The organism is Hylemonella sp. GW821-FHT10B10, from assembly GCF_059415585.1.
This window is the reverse complement of the sequence record NZ_JBWKNN010000003.1, coordinates 275,443-295,586: the sequence shown is the minus strand read 5'-3', so window position 1 is coordinate 295,586 and position 20,144 is coordinate 275,443. Positions and strand designations below refer to the sequence as shown.

Genomic DNA, 20,144 nt, shown 5'->3' with positions numbered 1-20,144 from the left:
GTAGCCTGTTTCAGCTGGCGGCAGCGCGCTGCAGGCGGTCGCGCACGCCTTCCCACTCCGAGGTCTCGGGCGGGGTTTCGACCCAGATCAGGTGCACCCCCTGGGCATCGAAATCACGTAGCACGGCAAACAGCTGTTGCGCCGCCGCGGCGGCATCGTCGGGCATGCGGCGGTAAAGCACTTTCGCGGAAGGCACGCGCAGCATGCTGCGCGCATAGACCGCAATGGTGGCACCGTCGAAGTCCTTGCCCAGCACGTCCAGCGCGGTCTGCAAGGGCTTGCCGTCCATGAGCCTGACTTTGGCGTTCGGCGCGTAATGCGCCTCCAGCGTGCCCGAGGCGCGCGGGGCCGGTGCGGCCAGCTCGTCCTTGTCCAACAGGCGCAGGCCGCCCACAGCCTGCACCTGCTCGCGCGTGATACGGCCCGGGCGCAGCAGCACGGGCGCGCCGCGTGTGCAGTCGATGATGGTGGATTCGATACCGACCTCGCAGGGCCCGCCGTCCAGGACGAGCAGGGTGTCGCCGAACTCACCCTGCACATGCGCGGCGGTGGTCGGGCTGACGCGGCCGAACTGGTTGGCGCTGGGCGCAGCCACGCCGTGCACGCCCAGCGCGCGAGCAGCCAGCAGCAGGGCATGGGCCACGGGGTGCGAAGGGCAGCGCAGGCCGATGGAGTCTTGCCCGCCAGCGGCTGCCGCACCCATATCGGCACGGCGGGGCAGGATCAGGGTGAGCGGGCCTGGCCAGAAAGCCCGCATGAGTTTGTGGGCAAAAGCGGGCACCTCGCTCGCGAAATGCGCCACACCATCGGCATCGGCCACGTGCACGATCAGCGGGTGGTCGCTGGGACGGCCCTTGGCGGCAAAGATCTTCGCCACGGCGGTATCGCTGGCGGCATCTGCCGCGAGGCCGTAGACGGTTTCGGTAGGCAGGCCCACCAATTCGCCCGCGCGCAGGGCCTGCGCCGCAGCGCTGACCGAGGCCGGGTCCCGTCCGTCGAGGATCATGTTCAGAAGGGCGCGAGGCCCAGGATCTTGGCCGCCGCGAGTGCGGTGGCGCGCACCTCATCCACGGTCTTGCCGGTGACGTTCAGGTGGCCCATCTTGCGGCCGGGCTTGGCATCGAGCTTGCCGTAGAGATGCAGGTGCGTGCCGGGCAGGGTCAGCACCCGGTCCCAAGGCGGCACACCCTTGTACGCCGACCAGATGTCGCCCAGCAGATTGAGCATGATGCTGGGGCTGTGCAGGCGAGGCTGTACCAGAGGCAAACCCGCCAGCGTGCGCACCTGCAGGTCGAACTGCGATTGGTCGCAAGCGTCCATGCTGTAGTGGCCGCTGTTGTGGGGGCGCGGGGCCATTTCGTTGACAACCAGCGAGCCGTCCTGCAGCAGGAAGAACTCGACACAGAGCACGCCCACGTACTGCAGACCTTCGGCAATGGACTTCGTCGCGGCGATGGCTTGTGCCGCGAGTGCGGGCGGCACATTGCCTTCAAACACTTCGGTCACGGCCAGGATGCCCTCCCGGTGCAGATTGCGCTGCACGGGGAGATTGACCATCTGGCCATCGGCGCCGCGCGCCACGATCACCGAGCACTCGGCAGCCAGGGGCAGCATCCTTTCGAGCACGCAGGGCACCTGCTTGAGCGCGTCCCAGGCGGCGACCAGCTCGGCGCGCGTCTTTACACGCATCTGTCCCTTGCCGTCGTAGCCCATGCGCGCTGTCTTGAGGATGCCAGGCAAGAGTGCATCGGGCACGGCGGCCAGCTGGGCCCCAGTCTCGATCACCGCATTGGGCGCCACCGGCACGCCGCAGCGTGTGAAGTGCGCCTTCTCCTGCGCGCGGTCCTGGGCGATGGCCACCGCGTCGGCCGCGGGCGCCACCGGGCGCTGCATGCCCAAGGTACGCAGTGCGGGCGCAGGCACGTTTTCGAATTCGGTGGTGATGGCGGCACTCAGCTGCGCGAGCTGCTTCAGGCCCTGTTCGTCGAGGTAAGCCGTCTGGATGTGGTGGTGGCTGACCAGACCGGCCGGGCTGGCAGCATCGGGGTCGAGCACGACGGTGAAATACCCCATGCGCTGGGCTGCGTGCACGAACATGCGACCCAGCTGGCCGCCGCCCATCACGCCCAGCGTGGCGGGCTGACCATTGACCAGGGTGCCAGGAAGAATGACTCGGCTCATATCGCGGGCGGCAGGCTCATGCCGCGCGCGGTGGCGGTCTGCTCGGCGCGATAGGCTTCCAGCTTCCCTCGCAGGGCAGGGTCTTCATTGGCCAGCATGGCGACGGCAAACAAAGCAGCATTGGCGGCACCGGCCCCGCCGATGGCGAAGGTGGCCACCGGTATGCCCTTGGGCATCTGCACGATGCTGTGCAGGGAATCGACTCCCTGCAGGTGCTTGCTGGGCACCGGCACGCCCAGCACCGGCACCGTGGTCTTGGCCGCCAGCATGCCGGGCAAGTGGGCCGCGCCACCGGCACCGGCGATGATGGCCTTGAGCCCGCGGCCGGCCGCGCTCTCGGCGTAGGCGAACATGTCATCGGGCATGCGGTGCGCGGACACGACCTTGGCTTCATGACCGATGCCAAAGTGGTGGAGAATCTGGACTGCCTGTTGCATGGTGTCCCAGTCGGAGCTGGAACCCATGACGACGCCGATGAGTGTTTTCATCCCCCGAATTTTACTTTCCCGTCCCGGATAGCCCCAAATGATCGATATCACCACCGAAAACTTCGAAACCGAGGTTGTCCACGCCTCCATGTCCGTGCCCGTCCTGGTGGATTTCTGGGCCCCCTGGTGCGGCCCCTGCAAATCGCTGAGCCCCATCCTGGAAAAGCTGGAAACCGCCTACGAGGGCCGCTTTGTGCTGGCCAAGATCAACTCCGATGAGCAGCAGGAGCTGGCCGGAGCATTTGGTATCCGCAGCATCCCGACCTGTATTCTCATGATGGGTGGCAAGCCCGTGGACGGTTTCATGGGCGCCCTGCCCGAGGGCAAGCTGCGCGAGTTTCTGGACAAGCACCTGCCTGCGGAGGGTCAGCTGCAGGCGCCGCCGGAAGAGATCGACGAGGCGCAGGAGGCCCTGGCCTCGGGCGACATAGCCAGCGCCATTGCCCGCATGGACGAGGCCCTGCGGGCCGAACCCGGCAACGACGAGCTGCGTTACGACTACGTCAAACTGCTGATCGGCACGGGTCACCTGGCCGAGGCGGCCGGCGCGCTGGCCCCGGCGCTGGCGCAGATCCCGGTGCCTTTGCGTTTCGAGGCTTTGCAGCAGTGGCTCAACGCCCTGGAGTTCGTCAGCACCGACCCGCGCGGACGCTGGCCGCTGGGAAAATTCGACGAATTGATCACTGCCAACAAGCGTGACTTCGAAGCCCGCTTCGCCAGGGCCCGCGTGATGATGGTGGCCAACGACTGGGTGGGCGCGCTGGACGAACTGCTCGAAATCATCATGCGCGACAAAAAGTGGGACGGTGAAGCCCCGCGCAAGACCTTCGTCGGCATCCTGGAGCTGCTGACGCCCCCGAAGCCCAAGGCACCCGGCCCGGAAGCCAGCGGCAAGACCGCTGGCGGCATTGAGTTGGCCGGCCACACCACGGTGGAGCAGGACGAACAGGCGGCCCTGGTATCAGCCTACCGGCGCAAGCTCAGCATGGCATTGAACTGAACACGCCCAGCACCAGCAAAAACGGCACTCTAAGGTGCCGTTTTGTTTGAAGCCCAAAAGACTCAGGCCGTCAGCCGGGTCAAAGCCTCACGGTACTTGGCAGCGGTCTTTTCGATCACGTCAGCGGGCAATTTGGGGGCGGGTGCTTTCTTGCCCCAAGGCTGGCCGTTGACCCGGGCGGTCTCCAGCCAGTCGCGCAGGAACTGCTTGTCGTAGCTGGGCGGATTGGCGCCTTCCTTGTAGCCCTCGACCGGCCAGTAGCGCGAGGAGTCGGGCGTGAGCACCTCGTCCATCAGCACCAACTTGCCGTCCTGGGTCAGGCCGAATTCGAACTTGGTGTCGGCAATGATGATGCCCTTCTTCAGGGCGATCTCGCTGGCGGCCTTGTAAATGGCGATTGAAATGTCGCGGATCCTGGCGGCCAGTTCAGGGCCGACCATCTGCACAGTCTTCTCGAAGGTGATGTTCTCGTCGTGTTCGCCGACCTCGGCCTTGGCGGCGGGCGTGTAGATGGGCTCGGGCAGCTTGCTGGCGTTCTTCAGGCCGGCGGGCAGCTTGACGCCGCAGACCGACTGGTTGGCCTGGTACTCGGCCCAGCCGCTGCCCGCCAGATAACCGCGCACGACGGCTTCTACCGGAATGGGCTTGAGACGCTGGACCAGCATGGAACGCCCGCGCACCTGGGCCACCTCGGCAGGCGTGACCACGCTCTCGGGCGCGGCGCCGGTCAGGTGGTTGGGGCAGATGTGGCCCAGCTTGTCGAACCAGAACAGGGCCATCTTCGTGAGCAGCTCGCCCTTGCCGGGAATGGGCTCGCCCATGATGACGTCGAAGGCACTGATGCGGTCGGAGGCCACCATGAGGATGCGGTCCTCGCCCACGGCGTAGTTGTCGCGCACCTTGCCACGGGCCAGCAGGGGCAGGGAGGTGATGGAAGAGGTGTGCAGGGCGTTGGTCATGGGTAGCTCTGAAAAACAAAAGCCCGGCGCGATGGCACCGGGCTTGTGATTATCGCAAGAACGGTTCAGTTCACCAGCTGGGCCAGTTCGCCCTTGGCGTACTTGCTCGCCATGACCTGCAGCGTCGCACCCTTGATCTTGGCGCCCTGGCCTTCGCAGCCGAACTCCAGGTAGCGGGCTTTGCAGACCTGCTTGGCGGCCTCACGGGCGGGCTTGAGCCACTCACGCGCGTCGAACTTGTCCGGGTTCTCGGCCAGGAACTTGCGCACCGCGCCCGTCATCGCCAGGCGGATGTCGGTGTCGATGTTGATCTTGCGTACGCCGTGCTTGATGGCTTCCTGGATTTCCTTGACGGGCACGCCGTAGGTTTCCTTCATCTTGCCGCCGTACTGGTTGATGATGGCCAGCAGTTCCTGCGGCACGGAGGAGGAACCGTGCATCACCAGGTGGGTGTTGGGAATGCGCTTGTGGATTTCCTTGACGCGGCTGATGGCCAGGATGTCACCGGTGGGCGGACGGCTGAACTTGTAGGCGCCGTGGCTGGTGCCGATGGCAATCGCCAGAGCGTCGAGTTGGGTGGCCTTGACGAACTGGGCGGCCTCTTCAGGGTCGGTCAGCATCTGGCTGTGGTCCAGCTTGCCTTCGGCGCCAATCCCGTCTTCTTCACCGGCGTCACCGGTTTCCAGGTTGCCCAGACAGCCGAGTTCACCTTCGACGGTGACGCCGACCCTGTGCGCCATGTCCACGACCTTGCGGGTCACGTCCACGTTGTAGCTGAAATCGGCCGGCGTCTTGCCGTCTTCCTTGAGCGAGCCATCCATCATGACCGAGCCGAAGCCCAGGTCGATGGCGCCCTGGCAGATCAACGGGGTCTGCCCATGGTCCTGGTGCATGACCAGGGGGATGTTGGGGTAGGCTTCGACCGCCGCCTGGATCAGGTGCTTGATGAAGGCCTCACCGGCGTACTTGCGTGCACCGGCGCTGGCCTGCAGGATCACGGGAGCGCCGGTTTCCTTGGCCGCCTCCATGACGGCCTGGACCTGCTCCAGGTTGTTGACGTTAAAAGCCGGAATGCCGTAGCCGTTGGCTGCTGCATGGTCCAGCAGCTCGCGCATCGAGACGAGTGCCATGGTGGTATCCCCAGGAAAGTTGGTAACTGCTCAGTAACCAGCGATTTTATCCTTTGGGGAATACCACCAGAAATCCCGGCCGAACTCAGGCCACGCGGCAGATCTTCAGCATGTTCGTACCGCCGGGCGACCCCATGGGTTCGCCGCAGGTGATGGCGTAGACATCGCCGCTTTGCACGATGCCGCGCGCCTTCAGATGCTTTTCGGCTTGCTCCAGCGCGGTGTCGCGATCGGCACTGGTGTCCATCAGCAGGGGGCTGACGTTGCGGAACAACGTCATCTTGCGCTGGGTCGAGACCCGGGGCGTCAGCGCGTAAATCGGGATGTGCACGCGGTGGCGGCTCATCCACAGGGCGGTGGAGCCGCTGTCGGTCAGCGCGACGATGGCCTTGGCGCCCAGGTGGTAGGCCGTGAACAGGGCGCCCATGGCGATGGACTGGTCGATGCGCGAGAAGGTTTTGCCCAGGAAGTCGGCGTCGAGCTTGACCTCTTCGGCCGCTTCGGCAGCCACGCAGATGCTGGCCATCTCGATCACCGTTTCCAGCGGAAACTTGCCGGCGGCAGTTTCGGCCGATGTCATCACCGCGTCCGTGCCGTCGAGCACGGCGTTGGCAACGTCGCTGACCTCGGCGCGGGTGGGCATGGGGTTGTTGATCATGGACTCCATCATGTGGGTCGCGGTGATCACCGTCTTGTCCATTTCGTGCGCCATCTTGATCATGCGCTTTTGCAGGGCCGGCACGGCGGCATTGCCCACCTCGATGGCCAGGTCGCCGCGGGCGACCATGATGCTGTCGCTGGCGCGCAGGATTTCTTCCAGCTTCGGAATGGCCTCGGCGCGCTCGATCTTGGCGATCAGCAAGGGCTTGTGGTTGAACTCGGCGGCGGCCACATTGCAGAGCTGGCGCGCCATCTCCATGTCGGTGGCGTTCTGCGGGAAGCTCACGGCCACATAGTCGGCCTGGAAGCTCATGGCAGTCTTGATGTCCTCCATGTCCTTGGCCGTCAGGGCCGGCGCGGTCAGGCCGCCACCCTTTTTGTTGATGCCCTTGTTGTTGGACAGTTCGCCGCCCATGGTGACCTTGCAGTGCACAGCCTGGCCTTTGACGGCCTCGACCTCCATGAGGATCAGGCCGTCGTTGAGCAGCAGCAGGTCGCCGGATTTCACATCCTGCGGCAGCTCCTTGTAGTCCAGCCCCACGCCGTTGATGTCACCCGGCTCGGTGCGGCTGGCGTCGAGCACGAATTTCTGGCCGGTCTTGAGCTGCACCTTGTTCTCGGCGAACTTGCCCACGCGGATCTTGGGGCCCTGCAGGTCGGCCATGATGCCCACCTCACGGCCGGCGCGCTTGGCGGCTTCGCGCACCAAGCGGGCGCGATCGATATGGTCCTGGGCCTTGCCGTGGCTGAAGTTCAGCCGGACCATATTGACCCCGGCACGGATCATCTGTTCGAGGAGGGCCGGATCGCTGGAAGCGGGGCCGAGGGTAGCAACAATCTTGGTCGCACGACGCGTCATGTATCAGTCTCCGTTGTAATTTAATTTCTATTCTTGCACGAAATTAGTTACATCGGAACAACAAGATGCAGGTGCTTGGCGGTGGCTGTCCCCCTCTAGAACGAATGACTCGCTCAGGCCTCGACACGTGGACGTGTGTCCACCCTCAGGCACAACAAGCCGGTCAGCAGGGCCAAGGTGATGTGGCCGCCGTAGAGCGGGATGAAATCGGCTCGGCTCAGATTCTCATGCCCCAGCATCAGCACCGTCAGTGCCACACCCAGTACCGCGCCGATCTGGCGCGTGGCCTGGTTGACGGCACTCCCCACCGCATAGTGCTCCAGTGGCAGGCGGTGCACCGCCGCCGCAGACAGCGAGGGCAGGACCAGACCGACACCCAGGCCACTGAGCAGCAGACCGGGTAGCCAGTGACGCAGGTAGTCCGGCTCGGTGCCCGGCACCAGCAGCAGCCACAAGGCGCTGGCCGCATAGACCAGGCTGCCACCCACCAGGAAGGGGCGATGACCGATGCGCGCAGCCAGACGACCGCTGACGATGGCGGTGGGGATGACCAGCAGTGGCCCTGGCGTCACGGCCAGGCCCGCCTGCGGCAGGCTGTAGTGCCAGATGCCCGTCATGTAGAAGAAGAAGGCGAAGAACATCATCGCGAATGCCGTGCCGAAACTCAGCGTGGCCAGGTTGACGTCGCGGTAGCTGCGATGGTGGAACAGGCTCAAGTCCAGCAGCGGCGCTGTGGCCACCCGGGCCCACGCGACAAAACCGGCAATGGCCGCCCCACCCAGCAGAGCCACGGCGAGCAATTCACCTCGGCTCCAGTGCGGGGCCTCGAGTTGCACGATGGCCAGGGCCAGGGCGCCCACGCCCACGATCAGCAGACCCATGCCCACGAGGTCGAAAGGACGTCGATTGTCCGCCTGTACCGACTCGCGCAGCCGTTGCCGCCCCAGCCACAGGGAGATGGCGCCCAGGGGCAGGTTCAGATAGAAGGCCCAGGGCCAGCCCACGGTATCCACCACCAGCGAACCCAGGCTGGGACCCAGGGCCGCAGCCAGGCCACCCACCGCGCCCCAGAGGCTGACCGCCACAGCACGTTGCGAACGCGGGAAGGCGTCGAGCACCAGCGACAGGGAAGCCGGCGTGAGCAAGGCCGCGCCGACCGCCTGCAGCACCCGGGCCGCTACCAGCGTGCCAACACTGCCAGCCAGCCCGCAGGCCGCCGAGGCGGCCAGGAACAGGGCCACCCCCAGCAGAAAGATCTTCTTGCGGCCATGGCGGTCGGCGATGCCGCCAGCGGGGATCAGCATCGCGGCAAACACCACGGTGTAGGCATTGAGGACCCAGGACATATCGGCCGCCGAGGCGTGCGCAAAACTCGCCCGCATCGCGCTGAAGGCCGCAAACAACACGGTACCGTCCAGCGACACCAGAAAGACCGCGACGCTGGCGATCCAGAAGACCGGCCAGGGTGATGTAGCGGGGACCGCGGGTGCGGCCAGGGGTGGGTTCAGGGTATTCATCTCAAGGCACCAGGTAGATGGGAGCTTTCGCGCTCAGGCCCTGTTTGACCTGGCGCGTGAAATCGTCGATCAGGATCTCTTCGTCACCTGCGGCCAGGCCATCGAAGGCAAGACGGGCGACGTCAGCCGCAAGAAGCTTGGGCACATCCAGCCCCTGGGTCAGATCGGTGTCGATGAAACCCACATGCAGGCCGCTCACGTGGGTGCCTTGTGCCCTCAGTTCATGGCGCAGGCTGTTGGTCAGCGCCCAGGCGGCGGCCTTGGTGGCACCGTAGCTGCCGAGCAGGGGCTTGTGGATCCAGCTCGCCACTGACAGCACATTGAGTACCGCGCCGCCACCGTTGGCGGCCAGTAAGGGGGCCAGGGCCTGGGTCACCCGCAGGGGGCCAAAAAGATTGACCTCCAGCTGCCGGCGCGTTGCGGCTTCGCTGCCCTCAGGCAGGAAACCGCCGAGCTCAGCCACGCCGGCGTTGTTGATGAGCACGGTCACATCGGGCACATGCTCGGCCAGCCTGGCCACCTCTTTGGCATCCGCCACATCCACGCGCACCGGCACCACGCCGGGCAAGGTGATGCTGGCGGGGTCGCGGGCGGCCGCGTAGACCTTGCGCGCCCCGCGAGCCAGAGCCTCACGCGCCAGGGCCAGGCCCAGGCCCCGGTTGGCGCCGGTGATCAGAAAAGTGGCATTCGAGAAGTTCATGGTGGGATCTTTCAGTTCAGGGTTGAAGAAAAGAGAAAGTAAATATGATGGTCGTCATATATTGAGTCGAGCAAAAGCAGCTACTGCTACAAGCTGTTTCAGCGGGAAGGAAGAGGAGGCGTGTCGAACTGTGCCAGCAGCGCGTCACGGCTGGACTTGAGCACCGCCTTGGCTTGTGACCCGGAGCCCATGGCGCGCGCCAATTGCAGGGCACCGACCAGGGTGCTCGTGATGGCCAAGGCCTGCTGGGGGTCTGCACCCACGGGTAAAGCGCGCCGCACACGCTCGACCAGGCTGCTGACGCGTACGCGCCCGGCGTCCTGCACCTCGGGCGCCTGGCGCGGCATTTCGCTGACCAATGCGGCGACCGGGCAACCATGCTCGGCATTGCCGGCATGTTCATCCGACAGGTAAGCCCGCACCAGCGCGGACAAAGGGGACTGTTCTTTGCCGGCACGCTTGGCCACACCGGCCTCGATGCGTTCCACGCTGTCCCGACCCGCGCGGTCCAAGGCTTCGACGAGCAAGGCGTCCCGCGAGGGAAAGTGGGCGTAGAAGCCGCCATGGGTCAGGCCCGCCTCTTTCATGATGTCGGCCACACCCACGCCACCGCACCCCGCGCGACGGATCGCACGCGCGGCGGTATCCAGGATGCGGTCGTGGGTCAGGGCCTTGCGGCCGGGTGTCGGGCTCATGGCGTCAATTATATGATGACCATCATATTTTTGCAAGCCAGCCGACAAACGGTTGAAACAGGGAAAAGAAGAAGGGGAAGCCGGAGCCTCCCCCGGTGCTCAGGCCGCGCGTTTTGCGAGGATTTCAAAGGCCGGCAGGGTCTTGCCCTCCAGCACCTCCAGAAAGGCGCCTCCGCCCGTGGAGATATAACCCACCTGCTTCTCGATGCCGTACTTGGCAATCGCTGCCAACGTGTCGCCACCGCCTGCAATGCTGAAGGCGCTCGATTCGGCGATGGCCTTGGCAATCTCCCGGGTGCCGCTCTCGAAGGCCGCGAATTCGAACACACCCACCGGGCCATTCCAGACGATGGTGCCGGCTGCCTTCAATTGCTGGGCCAGCTTCTTCGCAGTCTGGGGGCCGATGTCCAAGATCAGGTCGTCATCTGCCACTTCGCTGGCCGATTTGATCGTGGCTTTGGCATCGGCCTTGAATTCCTTGGCGGTAACCACGTCCACCGGGATCGGCACTTCGGCACCACGTGCTTTCATGATCTCGATCACGGCCTTGGCCTCGGCCAGCAGGTCGGGCTCGGCGAGGCTCTTGCCGATCTTCAGGCCGGCGGCCAGCATGAAGGTGTTGGCAATGCCGCCGCCAACGATGAGCTGGTCCACATTGTTGGCCAGGCTCTTGAGGATGGTGAGCTTGGTGCTGACCTTGGAGCCGGCCACGATGGCCACCAGCGGCCGCTTGGGGGCCTGCAGGGCTTTGCCGATGGCGTCCATCTCCGCCGCCAGCAGGGGACCGGCACAGGCAATTTTGGCGTATTGGGCAATACCGTAGGTGGAGGCTTCGGCACGGTGGGCAGTGCCGAAGGCGTCGTGCACGAAGATGTCGCACAGAGCAGCCAACTTGCGGCTCAGCTCGTCGCTGTTCTTCTTTTCGCCCTTGTTGAGGCGCACGTTCTCCAGCATCACGAGCTGGCCCGGCGCGACCTGCACACCATCGACCCAGCTGGACACCAGCGGTACCTCGCGGCCCAGCAGCTCGGCCATGCGCTTGGCCACGGGAGCCAGGCTGTCCTCGGGCTTGAACTCCCCTTCGGTGGGGCGACCCAGGTGCGAGGTCACCATGACCGCCGCACCAGCGGCGAGCGCCATCTGGATGCAGGGCAGGCTGGCGCGGATGCGGGTGTCTTCAGTGATTCGTCCCGCATCGTCCTGTGGGACGTTGAGGTCGGCGCGGATGAAAACGCGTTGCCCTTGGGCCTTGCCCTGGTCACACAGGGTCTGGAAACGGAGGAAGTTCATGGTGTCTCGGCACAGAGTTTGGAAACGGGTGGCAGGTCTGAAACCCGCTTGTAACCCGCAATTTTAGGCGGCCGAGCCTGACACCCCGCTAACGGCCCGTGCCGTGTGGCCTGAAACTCACCAGCCCAGGACGAGGTGCAGGGGCAGGTAAACCGCCATGCCGACCACAATGGTGCCCAGCATGGCCCAGGAGCTCTGCTTGCGCCAGAAATACCAGGCGGCCCCGGCCGCCACGGCAAACAGGCGCGCATCCTGCCAGGTCTGGACCAGATGCCCCTGGCTCATGACCATCTCGGGCACGATCACCGCCGAAAGCGCCGCAATGGGCGCGTACTGCAAGCCGCGCTGGGCCCAGTGCGGGAGGCTCCAGGGCTTGCTGGAAATGAAGAAGAAGGAACGCGTGACCACCGTCACCACGGCCAAGCCGAAGATGACACCCACCGTCCAGAAGTCAGTGTCTTTCAATGCGCCTCCTTGTGCTTGAAAGGTGGTGTCTTTTCGAGCAGCAGGCAAAGCGCCACCGCCGCGGCAATCGCCACCACGATGTTGAGCTTGAAAGGCAGGGCAAAAACAGCCACGGCCGCCGCCCCGGCCACGCCGGCCGAGACCACCCTCAGCCGGCTGCTGGCCAGTGAAAGGCATACGCCCAATAGGGCCAGGATGCCTGCGAAGCCCAAACCCCAGTGCGCGGGCACAGAGTGCGCGAGGAAGATGCCCAGCAGGCTGGCCAACTGCCAACTGCTCCAGTTGGTGGTACAGCCGCCCAGCAGATAGGCCAACTGGGTCTGACGTTCGGCATCCGTCTGCGGCGGCTGTTGAAAGCGCTTGGTAAACATGACGTAGCTGATATCGGCCGTTAGATAGCCAGCCAGCAAACGCCAGTGTCGTGGCAGGTGCATGAGGTAGGGCCGCATGTGCGCGCTGAAGACTACGAAGCGCAGGTTCACGCAAAAGCCCGTGGCCCAGATCACCAGCACAGGCGCACCGGCCGCGATCAGCGGGATGGCCGCGAGTTGCGAGCTACCGGCATAGACCAGCAAGGTCATGGCGATGGCTTCGAACAGGCTCATGCCGGACTTGATCATGGCCACGCCGGTCATCATGCCCCAGGCCGCCAGGCCGGGGGCCACCGAGCTCATGTCGCCCATGCCCTGGCGAAATTCCGGATGACGGACGATCTGGCGCAGGCTGCTCATGGCTCAGGCCCCCAGCACGGCATCGACCGGCAAAGCAAATCCGCGCAGGAAATCGGCCGCCGACAGACGCTTACCGCCGGCACGCTGCAACTCCGTGAGATTCAGCACGCCCTCACCGCATTGCACGGCGATGCCCTCGGCACCCGCAAGCAACACCGTGCCCGGCGCCTTGCTGCTGGAGCTGGCTGGAACGGCCTGGCCCCGCCAGAGCTTTATGGCTTCCCCCTGCCAGACCGTGGCAGCGCCGGGGAAGGGGTCGAAAGCCCGGATCCGGCGCTCGATCACGACGGCCGGCTGCGCCCAGTCGACGGCCGCCTCCTGCTTCTCGATCTTGTGTGCATAGGTCACGCCCTCGGCCGCTTGGGGCGTGCGCGTCAGCCCACCGCAGGCGGCGATCTCCAGCGCTTCTACGATCAGGCGACCACCCAGCAGGGCGAGCTTGTCATGCAGACTGGCCGTGCTGTCGTTCGCCGTGATCGGCAAGCGCTCCACCAACAACATGTCGCCCGTGTCCAGCCCCGCATCCATCTGCATGATGGTGACACCGGTCTCGTCGTCACCGGCTTCAATCGCGCGGTGGATCGGCGCAGCTCCGCGCCAGCGTGGCAACAGGGAGGCATGAATGTTCAGGCAACCCAGGCGCGGCAACTCCAGCACCCATTGCGGCAGGATCAGGCCATAAGCTGCCACCACGATGACATCGGGGCGCGCAGCTTCCAGTGCGGCGCGGGCAGAGGCGGCATCGTCGGGGTACTTGCCGTCCAGGCGCAGGCTGCGTGGCTGCGCGACGGCGATGCCGTGTTCCTGCGCAAACTGCTTGACCGGCGAAGCCTGCAGCTTCATGCCGCGGCCGGCCGGTCGGTCAGGCTGGGTCAGGACCAGGGGAATTTCGAAACCGGCCGCGTGCAGCCGTTCCAGCGCCACCCGGGCGAACTCGGGCGTGCCGGCGTAAACGACCCTCAACGGCGCTCCTCGCGCTGCGCCTTGAGCATCTTGGTCTTGATGCGATTGCGCTTGAGCGGCGACAGGTATTCCACAAAGACCTTGCCCAGCAGGTGGTCCATTTCATGTTGAACGCAGACGGCGAGCAGACCCTCGGCCTCGATCACGCGTTCCTTGCCTTCACCATCGAGCGCTCGCACGTGCACACGCTCATGGCGCTCGACGCCGTCATAGATGCCGGGCACCGACAGGCAACCTTCGTCGTTGACCTTCGTCTCCGGGCTGGCCCAGACGATCTCCGGGTTGATCAACACCAGGGGCTGATCGCGCCCCTCGGAGACGTCGATCACGATCAGGCGTTCGTGTACGTCGACCTGGGTCGCGGCCAGCCCGATGCCGGAGGCCTCGTGCATGGTTTCAAACATGTCGGCGATCAATTGCTTGATACGCGCATCCACGGCCTGCACGGGTTTGGCCACCGTGTGCAGGCGAGGATCAGGAAAACAAAGAATGGGAAGCAGCGCCATAAAACCTCGTCAATGTCGTTATTTTCGCCACTTTTGGCCGACGAGTTTGCAACAAAGTACAGAAAACATTGCCCAATCAAGGGCTTGGGCGGAGAATCGTGCGTGATTTATTAAGTTTTCCGGATGCAGCGGGCGGCCAGCCCGCGTCCGGAACCAGCCGGGGGCAACGTGAAACAGCAAGACATGACGAAAAGCAGGATGGGGATCCGTACCCAAGTTTCCATGATCGCGGCCCTGGGCCTGCTGAGCCTGCCGGTCTGGAGCCAGAAATTCCCCAATCTACCCATCAGCGCTGAACAGAACGCCACTGCACAAAAAGTGGCTCAGGCCGGTGTGCCGCTGTCCGAACTGGCCCCCGATGCGCCCGATACCTACACCATCAAGTCCGGTGACACCCTGTGGGCGATTTCCAAGATGTACCTGCGCAGCCCCTGGCGCTGGCCCGAGCTTTGGGGCATGAACCTCGAAGAGATCCTGAACCCGCACTTGATCTATCCGGGCCAGACCCTGTACCTGGACAAACGCGATGGCCGCGCCCGCCTGACCGGCACGCCACCTGGCACGGGCACCGAAACCCCGCCTGCCGTCACCAGTGAAGGCAGCGCCCCCGCCCCGGTCGTCACCAGTCGCGAGGGCGCCGGTGGCATCGAAACCGTGCGCCTGTCGCCGCGCATCCGTTCCGAGGCCACAAGCCCCCCCCTGACCACGCTGCAGACCCGCGATATCGAGGCTTTCCTGGCCGAACCGTTGATCGTCGAAGAAAACGAGTTGCAAGTCGCGCCGCGCATCGTGGCCGCCGGCGAAAACCGCGTCATGATCGGCCGCGGTGACCGCGTCTACGCACGCGGCCCGACCAGCGCACCCCTGATGGACGATCAGCAGAAGTTCAAGCAATACCGCATCTTCCGCAACGCCAAACCCCTCAAGGACCCGGACAGTGGAGAAGTCCTAGGCTACGAGGCCGAATTCCTGGGCAAGGCTGCGCTGGTGCGCAGCGAAGGCAATACCGAGCTAACCTCGACCGATGGCAAAGTCAACACGGCCCTGGTGCCAGCCACCATCGACATCGTGTCGACCAAAAGCGAGATCCTGGTGGGGGACCGCATGGCGCCCGAACCCGAACGCGAGTTCCTGAACTTTGTGCCGCGAGCACCGGCAAGTGCTATCAATGGGCGCATCGTCTCCATCTACGGCAGCAGTGCCGTCGCCAATGCCTCGCAAAACCAGGTGGTGGTCATCAACCGCGGTCGTCGCGACGGCATAGAAAGCGGCCACGTACTGGCCATCCTCATGGACGGCCGGCGGTTGATCGACAAGACCGATGCATCCCGGCCTCTGATCAAGCTGCCCAATGAGCGCAATGGCCTGATGATGGTGTTCCGCACCTACGAAAAGCTGTCCTACGCCCTGATCCTGGACATCACTGACACGGTACGTGTCGGTGACCGCCTGGCCTCCCCGCAGTAAGAGTCTGCTGCGGCGCGCAACGCCATGGAGCGCGATGAACTGGGCGCCTGGCTGCGCCTGACGCTCACGCCCAGGGTTGGCAATGAAAGCGCACGCCGCCTGCTAGCCGCCTTTGGCCTGCCCACCGCCATCTTCGAACAGGCCCCGGCAGCGCTGCAGCAGTTGCTCAACTCGGCACAGGCCCAGGCTCTCCAAGCTGCGCCCGATGGGCTGGACGAACTCCTGGACCGCACCTGGGAATGGCTGCAGGAGGCCCCGCAGCAGCGCGCGCTGGCTCCTTTGGGCGATGCCCGCTACCCGGCCTCGCTGCTGGACACCGAAGACCCGCCCCTGCTGCTGTATCTGATGGGCCGGCTGGATCTACCGCTGGACGTCAGCCGCAGCTTGGCCATGGTCGGCAGCCGCAACCCGAGCCCGCAGGGGGCGCTGAACGCGCGCCAGTTCGCGCAGGCATTGGGCCAGGCGGGCCTGACCATCGTCTCAGGGCTGGCGCTCGGTATCGATGGCGCTGCCCACGAAGGTGCACTGGCCGATCATGCACAGGCGCCGGAGCGCCTGGCCACTGTGGCCGTGGTGGGTACCGGCCTGGACCGGGTCTACCCCAAAAGCCACCACACGCTGGCGCACCGCATCAGCGAACAGGGCCTGATCGTCAGCGAGTACCCGCTGGGTACACCCCCATTGGCACCCAATTTCCCACGTCGCAACCGCCTCATCGCCGGGCTCTCAAGTGCCACCCTGGTGGTAGAAGCGGCACTGCAATCGGGCTCGCTGATCACGGCACGGCTGGCGGCCGAACAGGGCAAGGACGTCTTCGCTATCCCGGGGTCCATCCACGCCACACAATCGCGCGGCTGCCACGCACTGATCCGCCAGGGCGCCAAACTGGTCGAATCGGCGCAGGACGTGCTGGAGGAGATGCCGGTCGTCGCCAGCCTCGGCCTACCGGCGTCGGACAAGGCCGATATCCCCGAAACCGACGATGACTTGCTGCGGGCCATGGGACTGGACCCGGTCAGCCTGGACGCCCTGCAAGCCCGCACCGGCCTGGACATCGCCGCCTTGCAAGCCCGCCTGATGGCGCTCGAACTCGACGGATTGGTGGCACGTCTGCCCGGGGGCCTGCTGCAGCGCCTGGTGCGTACCTGAAGCGCAACAGCGCCGACAACACCCGCCATTTCCCGCTGGCCTCCGGCGTTTTCTGCGCTATATTGAAGCCATGTTCGAAGTGCTTGTGTACGTGTACGAAAACTACTGGCGCGGCGATGCCTGCCCCGAACTACCCCAGTTGGAACGCAAGCTCAGCGCCATCGGCTTCGACGCCGACGAAATACGCGACGCGCTGCTCTGGCTCGACGGCCTGAACCTCGCTGCCCAGAGTACCCTCTGGCTCGATGCCGCTCCACAGCCCCAGCCCGACACCACCCTCTTCCAGGTCCAGTCCCCCGACAGCATGCGTGTGTACTCGGTCGCCGAGCAGAACCATCTGGGTGCCGAATGCTTGGGCTTCATCAGCTTCCTGGAATCAGCCGAAGTGCTGCCGCCCCCCCTGCGCGAAGTCGTTCTGGACCGCGCCATGGCTGTGCCGGGCGAACCGATCTCGTTGGACGATCTCAAGATCATCATCCTGATGGTGTACTGGAGCTTTGGCGAGGAACCCGACACCTTGATACTCGACGAGCTCTACGACGACAGTGCCGAACGCGTCGCACATTGAGTCCGCAGCCCTCGCATGAAAGATAAAAGGCCCCTTGCGGGGCCTTTTATCTTTCATCATCAGGTGACGAGTCGTTCGGGATTGGCTTCCAGTCGGGTCAACGCCTCGCGCGTGGCGCGCACGGTCAGCGTCTCTTCTTCCTGGGGCAACAACAGTCCAGCCTGCAGATAAGCCGCCAGACGCCCGGCCTGGATCAGGTAGCTGTGGCCATCGCTCGAAGCAAACAGGTTCAGGTGCTTGCGGTCACTGCGCCAGACGAACTGCACCTGGTTGACCTTGCCGTTGTGGTCCAGCGTGAACCAGGAGCCCAGCTGCAACTCCTGCGCCCAAGCCACCATGGCCGGTGTCGGCTTGGAGCCGCCATTGGTTACCACGTCGATGGTGGAAGCATCGATGCCCAGCATCATCTCGATGCTCTCTGCATCCAGCGGCAGATCGCCCAGGCCATCCTCGCTGACGAAGTCTTCCAGATTGGCCAAGCGTTGTGTCATGGCATCGATCTGGGCCTGTGGAATGGCCTGCGTCTTGGACATGAAGGCGTCGGCCATGGTATCGCTGACGATCTTGATGTGCGCGTCCTGGTCGGCCTGGGGCATGCCCAGCAGGGACATACCCGAACGTAGGCGCTGCAGCAGCTGCGGCAGGTCCTGGATCACGCGGGCGCGGTCATTGCGATTGGGCTTGGCGCTGGCCGACCAGACCAGATCGGCCGCCGCTTTTTTGAGCGCCACGGTTTCGGCGTCCTTGGGGCCCTTGCGCACGGCCGACACAGCCAGCACCTCGGCCCAGACCTTGAACAGGAAAGTGCGAATCTCATCGCGCACCGGAATGTCCTTGAGCATATTGCGCAGCTCGATCGTGTACTGGATCGCCAGTGTCTCTTTCTGTTCGACCTGCTGCGCGACGCTCACCACCTTCTGTGTCTTCTCCTTACCCGTCAGGAACTTGGCGAGGAATTTCTGAAACTCGTCATAGACGATCTGGAAAACGCGTTTACCTGTTTCGGGGTACTGCTCGATGACCTGCACGATGCGCTTGATCTCGGCTTCGAGTGCACCACCGGAGATGCTGCTCGCCTCGAAACCCATGACACAGGAGCCCATGCGGTCGATCAGCTGGCGCGCCGGGTGGTTGATGGAGCCGAAGAACTCGGTATCGGACAGCGCCACGCGCAGAACCGGCATCTGCAGCCGGGCAAACCAGACGCGGATCGTCGTGGGAATACGTTCCTCGGCCAGGATGGCCTGGAACATCAGCGCCACCATTTCAATGATGGCTTTTTCGCTCTTGGTCTCGGCCTTTTTCTTGAGTTCGTCGGTCCTCTCGCGCAGCTTCTCAGCCACCTTGACCACACCCGCCGGGCTGTAGTCCTCGTAGACCGTGCCTGTACCACCACCGCTGCCTACATACTGCGGCCGCTCCGCCATGGCAGCCATCAGCGCGGGCGAGGGCGGCTGGGACGAGGTCGCGGTGAAATCCCCGCCGCCCTGACCCACCAGCAGGCGCTTGAGCTGGCCGAACATGCCCTGCGCACGGCTGCGCGTGCGCGCCAGCGGCGTGGTCTGCGTCATTAGGCGCGTCTCTTCATGCGCACTGCCATAACCGGAAGGTGTACCCTGCGCGGCCAAGGCTTGGTGCATCTGCGCGGGAGTCCGTCCCAATGCGGCAGGCGACGAAGGCGTACCACCTCCTGCACCAGGCGGTGGAGCCGAGGCATGCCGGCCTTGGCCGACAGAGCCGCCTGCATCTTCCCAGCCGAGACGGCCGCCAAATAGATTGCCAGCACCGCGCCCAGCAGGCCCGCCAGGCGGCTGCCCCGCCGGAGCAGTACCGCCCGGCACGCGCCCTGAAGACGGTTGACCAGAATAGGAAGGCGCACCACCGGCATGCATGCCTGCTCCCTGGACCGGCTGACTGGGGTAACCCGCAGGCCCTGGTGGCATCCCTCGCGACGCACGCGCCATCGGCATACCACTGCTCAAAGGCGCAGGGGCCGACACCGGCGGATGACTCGAATGAGGCTGTCCATACGCTCCACTCGAGGCGGCCCAGGACGGGTCACTACCCCCCTCGCCCAGCTGCGAGTCTGGCTGCTGGGGCTCGGTGGGGGCCGCACCTGGCGCTGCAGGGGGTCGCCTGCCAACTGCGGTCCGCTTGACACGGTCCTTCAGGTCGATGGTAGGCATGACACCCTGCTGGATCAGGAATTCATTGGCGTTGCCGTAGGCCGTCTTCAGTTTTTCGATGAGGTTCTTCTGCACCACGTCGCTAACCATGGGCCACGATTCGCGCGTCATGCCGCTGGTGGTCCACTGCTCAATCATCAACAGGATCAGGACTTCGGGCCGCAAGATGTCGTGCCCTTCGAGATCGTCGCGATTTTCCAGCGTCTTGACGCGCACGCGCAGATCGTCGAGATCGCTGCCCAACTTCTCCACCACAGCCAGCACCAGGCGGGAGGCCAGGATCTTGTTTTCGACCGCATCGGTGCCCACCAGGGAGAAGCCGCCATCGCCCTCGAGCGAGAGTTCGTCTTTTTTCTTCTCAGCTTTCTTGCTGGCCGGGGACTTGAGCGATTCCTGCCAGATCTTGATGGTGCCGTCGATCCAGGGCCCGCGCTGTTTCTGGAACAGCATCCAGGCATCACGCCGGTTCTGCATGTCCCGGGTCGTACCCTTTTCATTCAGCAGCGTGGTCAACCGGTCCTGGACCAATCCGCCCAATTCGAACAGGATCTTCTCCGCATCTCCAAGGAAGCGCTGGCGCACCTTCTCCGCCAGCTGCATGCGCTGCATATAGGAGAGTGGGGTCGCCAT

General features: G+C 64.7%; 19 protein-coding genes. 4 read left to right on the top strand and 15 right to left on the bottom strand.

The genetic code is table 11. The features are described 5' to 3' along the window. Positions 1-10 precede the first annotated feature (10 nt). From AC07NT_RS14940 to purE, 3 genes are read right to left on the bottom strand one after another with little or no spacing between them, the layout of a single operon-like run. Positions 11-1,006 carry an L-threonylcarbamoyladenylate synthase gene (locus AC07NT_RS14940; protein ID WP_498599332.1) on the bottom strand — a complete coding sequence of 332 codons (996 nt, stop codon included), beginning with the start codon at positions 1,004-1,006 and terminating at the stop codon, positions 11-13. Between the two features lie 2 nt (positions 1,007-1,008). Then, a complete protein-coding gene (locus AC07NT_RS14935) occupies positions 1,009-2,181 on the bottom strand; it encodes a 5-(carboxyamino)imidazole ribonucleotide synthase (RefSeq protein WP_498599333.1) in 1,173 nt (390 codons plus the stop codon). Next, positions 2,178-2,669 carry a 5-(carboxyamino)imidazole ribonucleotide mutase gene (gene purE, locus AC07NT_RS14930; protein ID WP_498599334.1) on the bottom strand — a complete coding sequence of 164 codons (492 nt, stop codon included), beginning with the start codon at positions 2,667-2,669 and terminating at the stop codon, positions 2,178-2,180. Before purE ends, AC07NT_RS14935 begins: the two co-directional genes overlap by 4 nt. A gap of 37 nt (positions 2,670-2,706) precedes the next feature. Here purE and trxA point away from each other — a divergent pair, with 37 nt between their 5' ends. Continuing rightward, entirely contained in the window at positions 2,707-3,669 is a 963-nt protein-coding gene (trxA, locus tag AC07NT_RS14925) for a thioredoxin (RefSeq protein WP_498599335.1), read from the top strand. Positions 3,670-3,731: 62 nt separating this feature from the next. Here the strand turns inward: trxA and AC07NT_RS14920 are convergent, their stop codons facing one another. From AC07NT_RS14920 to def, 11 genes are all read right to left on the bottom strand, one after another. After that, on the bottom strand, positions 3,732-4,628 hold the full coding sequence (locus AC07NT_RS14920) for a phosphoribosylaminoimidazolesuccinocarboxamide synthase (protein ID WP_498599336.1): 897 nt from the start codon (positions 4,626-4,628) through the stop codon (positions 3,732-3,734). A gap of 65 nt (positions 4,629-4,693) precedes the next feature. Further along, a complete protein-coding gene (gene fba / locus AC07NT_RS14915; protein ID WP_498599337.1) occupies positions 4,694-5,758 on the bottom strand; it encodes a class II fructose-bisphosphate aldolase in 1,065 nt (354 codons plus the stop codon). An 85-nt stretch (positions 5,759-5,843) separates the two neighbouring features. After that, a complete protein-coding gene (gene pyk / locus AC07NT_RS14910) occupies positions 5,844-7,277 on the bottom strand; it encodes a pyruvate kinase (RefSeq protein WP_498599338.1) in 1,434 nt (477 codons plus the stop codon). A gap of 113 nt (positions 7,278-7,390) precedes the next feature. Further along, positions 7,391-8,794, bottom strand: a complete 1,404-nt coding sequence (locus tag AC07NT_RS14905) for an MFS transporter (protein ID WP_498599339.1) — start codon at positions 8,792-8,794, stop codon at positions 7,391-7,393. 1 nt (position 8,795) lies between these two features. Next, a complete protein-coding gene (locus AC07NT_RS14900) occupies positions 8,796-9,494 on the bottom strand; it encodes an SDR family oxidoreductase (protein WP_498599340.1) in 699 nt (232 codons plus the stop codon). Positions 9,495-9,592: 98 nt separating this feature from the next. Next, positions 9,593-10,189 (bottom strand): TetR/AcrR family transcriptional regulator, encoded by a 597-nt coding sequence (locus AC07NT_RS14895; protein ID WP_498599341.1) that lies wholly within the window; start codon positions 10,187-10,189, stop codon positions 9,593-9,595. Positions 10,190-10,288: 99 nt separating this feature from the next. Further along, a complete protein-coding gene (locus tag AC07NT_RS14890) occupies positions 10,289-11,479 on the bottom strand; it encodes a phosphoglycerate kinase (RefSeq protein ID WP_498599342.1) in 1,191 nt (396 codons plus the stop codon). Positions 11,480-11,596: 117 nt separating this feature from the next. Next, positions 11,597-11,944 (bottom strand): AzlD domain-containing protein, encoded by a 348-nt coding sequence (locus AC07NT_RS14885; protein WP_498599343.1) that lies wholly within the window; start codon positions 11,942-11,944, stop codon positions 11,597-11,599. Further along, positions 11,941-12,675 (bottom strand): AzlC family ABC transporter permease, encoded by a 735-nt coding sequence (locus AC07NT_RS14880; protein ID WP_498599344.1) that lies wholly within the window; start codon positions 12,673-12,675, stop codon positions 11,941-11,943. Before AC07NT_RS14880 ends, AC07NT_RS14885 begins: the two co-directional genes overlap by 4 nt. 3 nt (positions 12,676-12,678) lie before the next feature. After that, the gene (gene fmt / locus AC07NT_RS14875) at positions 12,679-13,638 is read right to left on the bottom strand and encodes a methionyl-tRNA formyltransferase (protein WP_498599345.1); all 960 of its coding nucleotides are present in this window, start codon (positions 13,636-13,638) and stop codon (positions 12,679-12,681) included. Further along, positions 13,635-14,144 carry a peptide deformylase gene (def, locus tag AC07NT_RS14870; RefSeq protein ID WP_498599346.1) on the bottom strand — a complete coding sequence of 170 codons (510 nt, stop codon included), beginning with the start codon at positions 14,142-14,144 and terminating at the stop codon, positions 13,635-13,637. Before def ends, fmt begins: the two co-directional genes overlap by 4 nt. Positions 14,145-14,327: 183 nt before the next feature. Here def and AC07NT_RS14865 point away from each other — a divergent pair, with 183 nt between their 5' ends. The 3 genes from AC07NT_RS14865 (at position 14,328) to AC07NT_RS14855 (ending at position 17,328) form a co-directional block, all read left to right on the top strand. Beyond that, positions 14,328-15,611: a LysM peptidoglycan-binding domain-containing protein gene (locus AC07NT_RS14865; protein WP_498599347.1), complete on the top strand. Its 1,284-nt coding sequence runs from the start codon at positions 14,328-14,330 to the stop codon at positions 15,609-15,611. A 24-nt stretch (positions 15,612-15,635) separates the two neighbouring features. Continuing rightward, the gene (gene dprA / locus AC07NT_RS14860) at positions 15,636-16,760 is read left to right on the top strand and encodes a DNA-processing protein DprA (RefSeq protein ID WP_498599348.1); all 1,125 of its coding nucleotides are present in this window, start codon (positions 15,636-15,638) and stop codon (positions 16,758-16,760) included. 70 nt (positions 16,761-16,830) lie between these two features. Continuing rightward, a complete protein-coding gene (locus tag AC07NT_RS14855; RefSeq protein ID WP_498599349.1) occupies positions 16,831-17,328 on the top strand; it encodes a Smg family protein in 498 nt (165 codons plus the stop codon). Positions 17,329-17,387: 59 nt separating this feature from the next. Here the strand turns inward: AC07NT_RS14855 and AC07NT_RS14850 are convergent, their stop codons facing one another. Beyond that, positions 17,388-20,144 carry a DUF1631 family protein gene (locus tag AC07NT_RS14850; protein ID WP_498599350.1) on the bottom strand — a complete coding sequence of 919 codons (2,757 nt, stop codon included), beginning with the start codon at positions 20,142-20,144 and terminating at the stop codon, positions 17,388-17,390.